General features: G+C 34.0%; 10 protein-coding genes. All 10 read right to left on the bottom strand.

All coding sequences use genetic code 11. The annotated features are described in order from the left end of the window. Positions 1-15: 15 nt before the first annotated feature. On the bottom strand, positions 16-2004 hold the full coding sequence (locus ICN22_RS07935; RefSeq protein WP_216169921.1) for a polysaccharide biosynthesis protein: 1989 nt from the start codon (positions 2002-2004) through the stop codon (positions 16-18). 174 nt (positions 2005-2178) lie between these two features. After that, positions 2179-2739 (bottom strand): sugar transferase, encoded by a 561-nt coding sequence (locus tag ICN22_RS07930; RefSeq protein ID WP_216170460.1) that lies wholly within the window; start codon positions 2737-2739, stop codon positions 2179-2181. Positions 2740-2911: 172 nt separating this feature from the next. After that, positions 2912-4033 carry a glycosyltransferase family 4 protein gene (locus ICN22_RS07925; RefSeq protein ID WP_216169919.1) on the bottom strand — a complete coding sequence of 374 codons (1122 nt, stop codon included), beginning with the start codon at positions 4031-4033 and terminating at the stop codon, positions 2912-2914. 6 nt (positions 4034-4039) lie between these two features. Next, positions 4040-5068 (bottom strand): SDR family oxidoreductase, encoded by a 1029-nt coding sequence (locus ICN22_RS07920; protein ID WP_216169917.1) that lies wholly within the window; start codon positions 5066-5068, stop codon positions 4040-4042. 8 nt (positions 5069-5076) lie between these two features. Then, positions 5077-6390, bottom strand: a complete 1314-nt coding sequence (locus tag ICN22_RS07915) for a nucleotide sugar dehydrogenase (protein WP_255533905.1) — start codon at positions 6388-6390, stop codon at positions 5077-5079. A gap of 24 nt (positions 6391-6414) precedes the next feature. Continuing rightward, entirely contained in the window at positions 6415-8355 is a 1941-nt protein-coding gene (gene asnB / locus ICN22_RS07910) for an asparagine synthase (glutamine-hydrolyzing) (RefSeq protein ID WP_216169915.1), read from the bottom strand. 2 nt (positions 8356-8357) lie between these two features. Beyond that, complete coding sequence (locus tag ICN22_RS07905) at positions 8358-9188, bottom strand: class I SAM-dependent methyltransferase (RefSeq protein ID WP_216169913.1); 831 nt, start codon at positions 9186-9188, stop codon at positions 8358-8360. Then, positions 9185-10075 (bottom strand): glycosyltransferase family 2 protein, encoded by an 891-nt coding sequence (locus tag ICN22_RS07900; RefSeq protein ID WP_216169911.1) that lies wholly within the window; start codon positions 10073-10075, stop codon positions 9185-9187. The genes ICN22_RS07905 and ICN22_RS07900 overlap by 4 nt, the downstream gene beginning before the upstream one ends. 11 nt (positions 10076-10086) lie before the next feature. After that, a complete protein-coding gene (locus ICN22_RS07895) occupies positions 10087-11538 on the bottom strand; it encodes a hypothetical protein (protein WP_216169909.1) in 1452 nt (483 codons plus the stop codon). Beyond that, the gene (locus tag ICN22_RS07890; RefSeq protein WP_216169907.1) at positions 11531-13315 is read right to left on the bottom strand and encodes a hypothetical protein; all 1785 of its coding nucleotides are present in this window, start codon (positions 13313-13315) and stop codon (positions 11531-11533) included. Before ICN22_RS07890 ends, ICN22_RS07895 begins: the two co-directional genes overlap by 8 nt. Positions 13316-13318: the final 3 nt, after the last annotated feature.

The following is a 13318-nucleotide window of genomic DNA, read 5'->3' as shown; positions in this document are numbered from 1 at the left end:
TGAGTAATTGGACGCTCATAGTTTAGAACCCCCATTCCAATCAACCGTATCACTAGTTGGCTGATAGCCAGGCACTAAATTTTTAATTATTCCTACAATCAACTGACCATCAGAAACATCTAAGGCAAAATTAAGTCTATCAAGTTCCTGCTGTAATTTATTCCAAGGTAAAAACTCTTCATGCGCCTTCATAATTTTTGGGTGACTCGTTGGCTGTGGATTGTCACCAATCAAAAGTTCTTCATAGAGCTTTTCTCCTGGTCGCAGACCAGTGACAGCAATCTCAATATCGCCATGAGGGTGAGCCTTATCTTTGACCAATAATCCTGACAAATAAATCATCTTGACAGCTAAATCGTGGATGCGGACGGGCTCCCCCATATCTAATACAAATACATCTCCGCCAACAGCCATTGCACTAGCCTGAATAACCAACTGCGCTGCCTCAGGAATGGTCATGAAATACCGAGTAACCTCAGGGTGAGTTAATGTAATGGGGCCGCCTGCCGCAATTTGAGCGCTGAAAAGTGGTGCCACAGAGCCTGATGACCCAAGCACATTCCCAAAACGTACCATAGAGAAATTGGTCATGTGGCGCTCTTTAGTTGTATTGTCGGCCATTGACTGCAACACCAGCTCAGCAATACGCTTACTCACCCCCATGATATTAGTTGGTCTAACCGCTTTATCTGTACTCACTAAAATAAATTGGGATACGCAACACTCTAAACTTACCTGAGCACAGACTAGAGTTCCATAAACATTATTCCTAATGCCTTCAGCGGGATTTTTCTCTACCAAAGGCACATGCTTATATGCCGCCGCATGAAAGACAGTATCGGGCTGATGAGCGCTAAATATCTTGTGCATTAGCCCGGCATCTCTAACTGATGCCATACAGGGAATCAGTTTAATTGATACATCTTTAATGAGGGTTGGCTGAGCGTCCCCGATTGCCATTCCTCCTTCAAAGTCATTTACCTGCAGAGAAGCAACTTTCTGTAACTCTTCATTAATTTGATAAAGAGAATGTTCGCTGATATCAATCAAAATCAGCGATTTTGGCGAAAACTTAATAATTTGTCGACAGAGCTCACCACCAATGGAGCCACCTGCTCCAGTTACCAGAACAACCTTATTGCGAATATTTTTTTCCAACAATGTAACATCCGGATCAACCACCTTACGACCCAGCAAGTCGTTCATATCCAAGTCATGCAAATCGGTGACTCTGACTCGACCAGAGACCATATCGAGCATTCCAGGTAAGGTTCGAACACGTACCCCCAAACCATTTAAAGAGCCAATGATTTCATTTCTGCGATTTTGACTTGCCGAAGGAATCGCTAAAAGTATTTCTGTAATACCTAATCGACGAATTAGATTACGTACATCAATATTAGGGTACACAAGGATTCCATTAACAGTGCTTCCCTGCAAATTAGAATCATCATCAAAAAAACCTTTGACCAATATTTCTTTACTTGTAGACAAACCAGCTGCCAATTGACGGCCTGCTGAGCCAGCCCCATAAATTAAGGCAGCGGACTGAGCCCGATTTAAGGATTGCCCAACATAATTTATACTACCTAACCAATGGCGAACAAAGTATCGACTAGATCCAATTCCGATAAATAATAGGATAGGCTGGATGATACCAATTGAGCGAGGCACATCACCCACACCGATAATAGTAAATATAGAGAAAATCAATACTGTATAAATAATGAAAACGCGCACTATCGATAGAAAAGCCAATGTACCAATAAATCTAAAAATAGCCCGATATAAACCAAATATAATAAATAGGGGGCATGAAATACTAATAGTGGCAAAGAAAAGAAGCCACTGCTTACCTTGCGGCTGACCCCATTGATCCAATCGAAGCCCAAGCGCAAGCCAAACACTAAAAGCACAAATTAGGAGATCGAACAATATCACCAAACCCCTCTTAACTGAGCGTGGTAGATTTAATAAAAACTGTTTAGCATCATAGATTAGCATGCAATTATTATAAATTACATATCTTAATGAAAGGAATTATGAGCATTAATGGCGAAGATTACCCATTTCAATTGAAGATTTACTAAGATTATCAAGTCTTAGTTAATAGCTATCAATCTAAATAAATTAGTGGAGAAAAAAAATTAGTTGGTTGATTGAATTTAACAACTAAAGTTAATGAGACACTCCAGAGAGAAAGGCAACCTTTAAGAGGGTTAGCCGTAATATCTTTATATCAAACATGAAAGACTGTTTTTGGAGGTACTCCAAATCGAATTGAACTTTTGTTGGGATCGATAATTCATCTCTGCCATTCACTTGAGCCCATCCTGTTAATCCCGGTAATAACTTATTAACCCCATAATGAGTGCGCAAGGTGATTAAGTCATCCTGATTAAATAGCGCTGGACGCGGCCCTACAAAGCTCATATCGCCAATTAAAATACTCCATAGTTGCGGCAATTCATCAAGACTGGTTTTCCTTAAAAATGGACCCACTTTAATCATGTGACTTTCAAAATCTAAAAGTAAGTGGGTGGCAACTACTGGCGCCCCTTCAGTCATAGTTCGGAATTTGGGCATTCGGAAAAGTATATTATTCTTACCTACCCGGTCGGACCAATACAAAGCTGTTCCAGCTGAACTGCACTTTATTACTATAAAAATCAACGCCATTGGGAGCAAAAAAAATAATAATAGAAATGAAGCAAATATCAAATCGAAAGATCTTTTTATTTTTAAGTTTTTCATATGGCATCAATAGATAAATTTTTATAGCGTTATTGCTCAAGACCCCAAAAAATATCTAAATGCAATCTTCGCAATCAAGGGGAAAAAGATCACTGCTTCACAGGTTATTTGAAGCCAGTCATCGCAAAATATACTTTAATATGATTAGACATTAAGATCAGCTTAGATTCATGATATTTATCATATCGATATTAACTAATCTAGAATCAAAAACCTCGACGGCGAGCCTTCTGCTCTTGTGACCCATTCTTTCCAGCTCTGACTTATTAGAGAGAATTAATTCAATACCACAAACCAAAGAATTTATATCTCTCGGCTCAACAAGATAACCATTAACACCATTAATGACGGTATCTCTGCAACCTGAAACATCAGTAGTAATGATTGGTCTCCCCATTGCCATTGCTTCCAATGTGCTTCTAGGTAATCCCTCATGATAGGAAGGTAGAACAAAAATATGGCAAGACTCTATATAAGGACGAACATCATTCACTTCGCCAATAAATTCAACAACCCCACTTTCAGAAAAATTATCTATGATCTCTCGTTTAATGCCGTCGGGAGAAGGATCAAATGCACCCAAGATTGAAAAACGAAGTTCTGGATTTTTTTTCTTCATTATTTCTGCTGCGTAACAATACTCAAGCACTCCTTTTGAGTGCAACAACCTAGCCACCATCAGAAAAGTTAATTCGGACTTAGGTAAAGGTTTATATTCAAAAAAATTTAGATTAACACCTGATCCAGATACTTTATGACTTTTACTTTTACATATAATTTTTTCATTATTAAAATAATTTAAGTCATCAATGTTTTGAAAAATCACACCCTTAGATCTAATTAGGGAGATTCTATAAAGTGAAGAGGCTATTTTTTTTAAAGGATCGCCTAGGAGATAATCTGAATTAAATGCATATCCAAGGCCTGTTATTAATGCAAAGAACTTAAAGCTTTTAAAAAAATGAGAAATCAGACCAACCCAAATTACCGATTTAATTGTAAATGCCAATATCACTTCAGGCTTTTTGACGATTAGTATTTTATAAAGTGTAAAAAGACTATATAGATCAAAGAAAACATTCAACCCACTTCTATTTAATGGATATCCCATAAATTCAACACCTATTTTTTTGAGGCAGTCAACATGTGTAGCGTCTAAATCTTCGTTAGAAGCAATTACAATAACTTCATGTCCACATTCTAAGATTTTTTCTATTAACTCTTTGCGAAAATTAATTATTGACCTTAAGTTTGGCCCAACAAAAATGACCTTGGCCATTTTTATTTAAACCAAATCATTGCAGTACCAGTCTACAGTCTCGATAATCCCGGACATCAAATCGTACTGCGGTGCGTACCCTATATCTCTTTTAGCCTTTGAGATTTCTGCTAATGAATGCCTAATATCTCCCACTCTAAAATCTCCATAGTTAATACGTGAAGTCTGAGAAGGCCCAATTTTATTTGCAACTACTTGGGTGATAATTTTAATGAGGTCATTAAGGGTAGTCCTATCTCCAACTGCAATGTTATAAATTTTATCAGATTCAGATTTATGTTCGCTAACTGCTGCAAGTATATTTGCTTGAATAACATTTTTTATATAGCAAAAGTCCCTACTTGTTTCACCATCGCCATATATATCAATACCCTCGCCTTTAATAACAGCAGATATCCACTTTGGAATTACTGCCGCATATTCTCCATTAACATTTTGTCTTTTTCCAAAAACATTAAAGTACCTAAGCCCAGCCACATCGAGGCCATACGTCCGTCTAAAAACTTCCGCATAAAGCTCATCACATAACTTTGTTGTTGCATAAGGTGATAATGGCTTACCAATTTTTGTCTCAACTTTTGGTAAATCTGGATGATCGCCATACACAGAGCTGGATGAAGCATAGACAAACTTGGAAACAGAGGATGATTTAGCCGCGAACAGCATATTTAAGAACCCGTTTATATTTACTGCATTTGTTCCTAAGGGGTTCTTGATAGACCGAGAAATTGATCCCAGAGCCGCTTGATGCAAAACATAATCTACCCCCTCGCAGGCCTTCATGCAACTTTCCAAATTTAAAATATCAAATTCAAGAAACTTAAAGTTATCCCACTTCTTTTGACCTACAGTATTTTTAACCTCATGCAAATTTTCTATATAACCTGTTGATAAGTTATCAATACCAATTACATATTGATCCAAATTCAATAGCTCCTCCAAAAGATTTGAGCCAATAAATCCACAAACACCTGTTACCAACCATTTTTTTGAATTGGCTTTTAACCTACCTTGGACTTTAGAATAATTTGACATTGAATAATCTAAAGCCTCCATATATCATAATCACCTTCGCAATAATCTAAATTCGTAAACTTTGACTTAAGATCCATAAAAACTCCTTTCGATCTTAACTTATGTGTTAAGGATGAAAAAGGCATTTGAAGATAATGCAAATGAGGAACTGCTAAAATTACGGCGTCGATATTTTCAGGTACATCATCCCAAAAATTAACTGCAATCCCGTATTCATGCATTACAGCGTTTTGATCAGCCAATGGATCATGCGCATACACCTTACATCCAAAGCCAGTTAATGAATTGTATAAATCAAAAACCTTTGAGTTTCTAATATCAGAACAATCCTCTTTGAAAGTCAAGCCCAATATGGCGACTCGAGATGATTCTATATTAGTGTTATTGCTAGAAAATATGCGGATTAACTGTTCAGCGACATAATTTGCCATATTATCATTGATCCTTCTGCCAGCCAAGATAACCTCAGGTTGATATTGCATTTGCTGCGCTTTATAAGTTAAATAGTACGGGTCCACTCCAATACAATGCCCACCAACTAAACCCGGCCTAAATGGGATGAAATTCCATTTAGTTTCTGCCGCCTTAAGAACCTCCTCCGTGTCCAAGCCAAGCTTATGAAAGATAATTGATAACTCATTCATAAGTGCTATATTTAAGTCTCGCTGAGTATTTTCTATAACTTTAGCCGCCTCAGCCACTTTAATGCTCCCAGCTAAATATACGCCAGCCTTAACCACTGATCCATATAATTCACCCAACACTTCAAGTGTCTCACTAGTATCGCCGGATACAACTTTAGTAATGTCAACAAGCGTCCTTTTTCGATCGCCAGGGTTTACTCTTTCTGGAGAATATCCCACATTGAAGTCATTCAACCACCTCATACCCGATACTGACTCTAGGATCGGAATACATATTTCCTCTGTTGCGCCTGGATAGACAGTTGATTCATAAATAACAGTAACTCCTTTTTTCATTACTGCCGCCGCCAATTTGGAGGCCGAAGTCAAATAAGACAAGTCAGGATCGCTACGCCCATCAACCGGGGTCGGCACTGCAATAATAATAAAATCTGAGTCGGATAAGTCTGATGGATCCCTTGAAAATTTCAAACAAGTTGAATCATTAAAAAGTACTTTTTCTATCTCTCCCGTGCGATCAATTGAATTTTTAAGCTCAGTAATTCTTTCCGGATTTATATCAAATCCAACTGTTTCATATATTTTTCCAAACTCAATTGCCAGCGGAAGCCCAACGTACCCCAAACCAACTACAGCTATTTTTTTACCTACAAGCGAATTGCGCATTAACTTAACCATTGTCAGCTTCCTAAAACTATTAATTTATATTTCTTCTGCAATGTACCAAGACTGAAACATTAGGATTGGCCACAAGATCTTTTCCGCATTTCTCTTTCCACTTAAATGCTCTGACCATTTCTTTTGAATGAATTCAGCATTAAATAGACTATGTTTTTTTAACTCCCTAGCCGACAATAAAGATTCCGCCCATTCTTTAAGTGGACCTCTTAACCATTCTGCCAAAGGCATTGAGAAACCTTTTTTGGCTCTATTAAACATGTCTTCGTCTAGATATTTCGAAAGAATTTTTCTAAGAATATATTTACCTGAACCGTTATTGAACTTTAGATCATCAGGCAATGCGAATGCCAACTCAATCACCCTTCGGTCTAAAAATGGCATCCTAGCCTCGAGACCAACCGACATAGTCATTCGATCGGACTTTACCAAAATATCATCCGGAAGATACCCGTGGAAGTCCTCTAACATCATTTTCATTGCCACACTTAGACGTGGATGGGCATCAAAGTATGAGGTATCCCACCCCACATCGGAGTATGACATCAAGGATGAAATATCTGAAGACTGACTCACTAATTTTAAATATAACTCTTTTGAAGTTTTAGCGCCGATTGCATCAACAACTTTGTAATATTTATCCACAAACTCACCTGGCTCCTCAAATTTTTTAAATAAAATTTTTGCTATTTGCAGAGCCTTATCGACATTAGGCACACTCATACTTGCCATAACTCTATGGACAATTCCTCTAAAAAAATAAGGTATAGCAGTTATTTTTGGAAGATGATAATGAGCGCTGATATGTCTGTTGTATCCCCCAAACAACTCATCCCCCCCATCTCCAGTTAAAACAACTTTTATATTTCTTTTTACATAATCAGCCAATAAAAATGTAGGTATCTGCGATGAATCTGCAAACGGCTCATCAAACTTCAATGCAATATCTGGAACAATCTTAGAAGCAATTTGACCAGTTAGGTATATACGATTATTTTCACATCCAATTGCATCTGCAACTGCTGTTGCATGCCTAGATTCATCATATTGCTCCTCGTTAAATGCTACTGTAAAAGTTTGAATTGGGGTCTTCGAATTTTTCTGCATTAATGTACATATTAGAGAAGAGTCAATCCCTCCAGATAAAAAGGCGCCGACGGGAACATCAGCCTTCATTTGGAGATCAATGACATTTAATAAAATCCTCTCTAGGTTATCTGAGCTGGAAATAATATCCCCTTGCAAATATTTTTTTTGAATATCTAATTCCCAGTAAGGTTTCTTACTAATTACTTCTCCTTTTAGATTTATTTCTAACAAATATCCTGGCTCTAATTTGAATATTTGGCTATAAATTGAAAGTGGTGCTGGGACGTAGCCCAATTGAATAAACTGATACAAGGCGGTTCTATTAATAACACCACAAAATTTAGGGTGCTGTTTAATTGCCTTGAGTTCAGAGGCAAAAATGAACGCATCACCTTGCCATCCATAGTACAGGGGCTTCTCCCCAACTCTATCCCTTCCAAGGATTAAAGTTTCCTCTTGTAAATCAAAAACTGCAAATGAAAACATCCCGGAAGACATAGTTACAGCTTTTTCTACACCAAAGGCCTCAATTAGGTTCACAAATACTTCAGTATCTGAGTGCCCTCTCCAATCAATACATGGATTCCTCCTGTTTTCAAGAAGTATTTGCTTTAACTCGCTAGCATTATAAATCTCACCATTAAATGTAATTACAAATCTACCAAAAGCTGAAAACATTGGCTGATGACCGGCTGATGTTAAATCTAAAATGGACAATCTTCGATGACCCAATGAAACTTTAGCATCTGCGGACACCCAAACACCCTCGCCATCAGGTCCTCGATGGGAAATTGATTTAATCATACGGATTAAAATGTTGCGTGAAGTTAAAAGAGATATGGGGTTAGGACTTATAAAGCCAGCAACACCACACATAATTATTTTACCAACCCTACTGCACACCAATATGGGGATTTATCACTAAACACAATATTTTCAAGGCCAGCATGCTCCATCATTGACTGTATTTGGAGCCTAGAGTAACGGTGCTCAAGCCGAGTACCAAATCTGTCCAATGAATCAGTACACATCACATAGAATCCAGCTCGCCTATAGGAAGAAAGGGGGAAAGAGCCCACCTCCATACCAAAATACTCAAATAGCAGTGCCAATCTTGAAAGAGGTAGATAAATTAAAAAAGCAATCAATTGAGTAATAATAATTTTCAAAAAAAATGGTAATTTACAAACAAAGAGGCGTATAAAATCTGAGATTTTCCATAATAATCTAAACCAAAGAGGTCTATTGTCGAAGGCATAATATAAGTAAACTAAAAAAGGAGCCCCTCTTTTTAAAAGACGAACGCAATCTTTTAAAGCGGCCTCCGTGTCTGGAATGTGGTGCAGGACTCCCAAACTATAAGCAAAGTCCAATGATCTTGGACTGATTTCAGAGCGGTCAATTGTTGCTCGAATAAATTTACAATTAGAAAAGTCGGTTAGATTAACTTTAGCGACATCAATAGAGTTGCTAGGGTCAATACAAATTAATTGCCCAACACGTGGCGCTACAAATTTTGCCCATCTACCACTACCACAACCAATGTCTGCGCCAATTGAATCAGAATTAATTTTCGACCAAGGGAAAATTTCGAAGTATGCATTAAAGTATGACCTAGAATCAGAGTCGCTTAATCTATTTTGGGAATAAAATTTCCACTCCTTGCCAAAACCCTCAATTGTTTTTTCATCTTTATTCTCTGATCTCATGATTTTTCAATAACAGTAATGTTCTGTTTAAAACCTTCCTTAATTCCAATAAAAAACATGACAATAGGATTTGTCGATAACGATTTAATTGACTTTAAAAAAGATTCAGCAAAGAGTCCTATTAAGAGCCATAAAAAGCTCATAAATGCAAAATCCCAAGATTTTCTAGTCCTATAAAACAAGACATATTCCTTGGTTTTAGTCATTAACCTTATATTTTCTTGAGGCCTATTGATAGGTGAGTATAGATGAGTAACTCTTGCTAAAGTATTAATATAACAATCACCAAGTTTAACCTTGTTAACACGTGAACAATAATCATAATCTTCCAACATGAAAAATTTATTTTTTAAATCAAATGGGACAAGATCAAACACAGACCTTCTCCAGGCAGTAATACCGCCAGAAAGGATATAACATGGAATAAATTTTAAATCTGTATTCCTTTTTAGATTGAACCTAGGATCGTAAAAAATACCCAAATGAAATAAATTATAAAAAAAATTATAAAAAAAAGAATTGTTTGGGCTATTAGTAATAAGCCCGGAACAACCAATCATATTAGGATTATCTAAAAAACCTAAATACAAATTATTAATAAATTCAGAATCTAAAATTAAATCATCCTCAAGAAAACATATTACATTGTAATTGCTATGAAGATAGCCTGAATATTTTGCTTCAACTAAACCAGAAATATCTTTATTATGAATATAAATTAAGTTAATATCAGAAGGAATGAGAGACTTGCAAATTTCAATATGACTCAAATCGTCACTTTGATCTACGATTATTAATTCAGCAGGAAAATTAGATTGATTGGAAAGTGATTTAAGAAAATTTATTAAATCCTTAGGCCTATTTTTTGTTGGGACTACAACAGACATACTATAAGAATTCATCTAAATTTGCTCGCGAACTTACAACTGAAATATATAGCACCGACAGCGATAAATGTATGCATTGCATTATTTATATCTGCATCAATCCCAAAGCAAACCAAATTATTAATAAAAAGTAATAAAATTGTAATTTTTATATATAAATTTTTAGACATGAAATACAATCTAGAAATTAGTTTCATATAAAAATATAGAAATAAGGGTGAAAGAAATCCAAAGATAAGTAAAAAAAGTCCAAACAAGCTATATGGTTGTGAATTATATGTTGCAAATAATGAATGCTTATCACCAACCAAGTTAAATATATCACCTCCGTTCAGCAAGAGCGATAGAATTTCAGAACTAGGAGCTATTGTTTCAACAAAAGGAGTACCAGGCAAGACTAAATTAAGAGTAGATTTAAAAATATATTCTATAAAGTCAATTTTTTTATCCTGTAAAAAGTTGTCTTTAAACACCATATTAAATATTAAAAAGTATTGATCAATAGATCCCCAAGCTAATCTTTGAAAAATCCTATTTAAATTTTCAATAAAAATGTTAAATTCAATTAATCTATTCAAGCTATCAAACACATTTAATTTTAAGTTTGATAGTCTAATTTCATTGACAAAGTAAAATATCCAAAATGATGAAAGTACTAATAGAATTGAGCCTCTAATGTCAATTGATATTACCTTAGCATTCTTAAATTCAAGACTAAGAGCAAGTGGAAACAAAATCATCTCAATAAAAATAACCAATACAGATGCCTTAGATCCAAATAAAGTTAACACTACAACATAATAAATGAAAAAAAAAGAATAAAAATAAATAATTTTTTTATTAAAATTACAAGTATTTAAATAATTGAAAAAATAAGCGGAGATAAACAAAATTAGCGCATTATCATAGAGAATATAAGAAATAATACTTTCTGAAGGTATAAAATCACTAGTCTTATAGATTTCAAAATCCATTTTTCTCAATATAGAATAAATTGAAATAGTTAATATAGCTATAATTAAATACTTCCATTTTATCTTTTCAGGTTCTAGATCCTTTAAATTTTTTTTTACTCTTAAGCCGTACCAGCTTGCTATATAAAATAGCATTAAGGCAATCAATCCAAATGAATTGGTTTCATGAAGATAGACTCCATCAACCATGAAAGCTTTACCGTATTGATATTCATCACCTTTATAAGAAATATAAAATAATGGTAAAACTAAAAACAAAAAACTATATAAGAGTAGGCAAAGCGAAAGAGGGTTTTGTATTAATGCTTTATCATTATAAATTAATATTAATAAAATAATTAATACAACAGAAAGTATTGTAAATGAAAAATTAATATTATCTTTAATCATTGAAAAAGCTATGATATTTGCTACAATTGCAATTAATATTATCTGAAAATATTTAATAATTTTTTCATATAATGTTATTCCGTTAACTATTTTAATCATTTAGAATACGATACCATTTTTCTAATTTTTTAGAACTCTCAAAATAGTTATTTTTACCGATAAAATAGTTTGTTTTTGAACTAATATCTAAAAAGAATTTTTGAAACTCATCATAAGTCCGAGCAATAGAAATTTCAAACTCACTGTACCGGCCTAAACTAAAATCAAAAGAATCTGCATCTAACACCTGCAATACCTTTAATCCAACTTCACTTGATTCTATTGCAGTTGAAGACAATGAACTTGTAATTGCAATATCATGTATTTCCATAGATTTTTCTATTCCATAATCTATTACATTCACTCTATCATTAACTAGATCTTTATATGCAGGGTGCTCTTTAAATGTAAACTCAAAAAATGAAGAAACAATATTTTCAGTTTCAAATTTTTCAATCCAATTGATAATTTTTATAGTATTTAGTTTTAAATAGTCACAATAAACAATAACTTTATATTTTCCACTTTTCTTTGTATAATTTTTTCTTATTTTATCTATATACATATATCTCAAAGCTTCGACCTCTATAATCTTTTTTAATACTAATCTCTTATCGCTTAACTGTTCATTTGCATTTTTACTATTAACTAGTATTATATCAGGGGTTGATTTGTTAGAGTTATTTGCCTTAGTCCCGAAACTCTCTAGATTAAAATACCTCAAGTCCCACGGTCTGATGGTGCTATGCGCGACTCCGTAATTAGTAGCTTTAACTACCTTATTTCCAGCAGATATTAACGCATGCTCCCATGGTTGATTTTCATACAAGAAGAATACTTTATTTAACTTATTTAGCTTTAAAAAGACTTCTTCGAATAAAGAGTATCTGTAGCAAAAATCAATCGCTTCTTTACCATAAAGACTTTTTACCATGGGGTGAAACTGATGATTAATAAATAATTCATCAAATTTATCAACTGAATTAAGTGCTTTATTTATAAATTTATTGGAATTGGATAAAAGCTTTAGATACAATAAAAATGTTTGGCCTAAGACTCTCCCATTAATAAAGGAATCAGTTAGAAAATGTTGACTTCCTTTATCTACCTGATTTCTTTTGTTGTTTATTATGCTCATTGCTTTTGCATAATTCTTAGTTAATGGTGATTTAATATATGAATGCATCCATATAACAGGGATTCCCCATTCAATAATTTTTTCCTCTAATACCCCCCAATAGCCAAAAGAATATCCTTTTTTATTTGGATATAAGTGTGCTAATACATCAAAAAATACTATCTTTGCCTCTAAATTCAAAATAGGCCTATTATTAAATTTGAAATATATGTATCTACTTAATATTTTTATTAAAAAATATATTATTGAAATGAAAACGTAAATATATTTTTTATATAATAAAAATTTATTATATTTATTTTGTTTAAAATATTTATTTAAATTCTTATCAATAATGAGTATTTGGTTACTGTTATCATTTTTTTTCACTACATATTCATTAAATGCGATAAGCTTAATTACATCTAGTATTTCTGAATCTTTGCCAGCATTAAACTTCTGCATTAATGAAGTGGCATTCCAGTAATTGAACTTGTTTGATATATCAAAGCAATCAGATACTTTATATCCTTCTAAAGTAGTATTTGCTACTGAATTAAGCCTTTCTAAATATATTATTTTCAACTGATCTGTGTTTTGCTCTATAACTCGAGGTAATGATATTATCCTTTCCCCAGTTCTGTATGATGACCACTGTACGAGCACTTCATTCGGGGAGGGCATGTATTTATCATCATCTTTAGTAACTATTAATTTCATACA

Source organism: Polynucleobacter bastaniensis, from assembly GCF_018882205.1.
In the GTDB taxonomy this organism is placed as follows: domain Bacteria; phylum Pseudomonadota; class Gammaproteobacteria; order Burkholderiales; family Burkholderiaceae; genus Polynucleobacter; species Polynucleobacter bastaniensis.
This window is presented reverse-complemented; position numbering and strand designations above follow the sequence as displayed.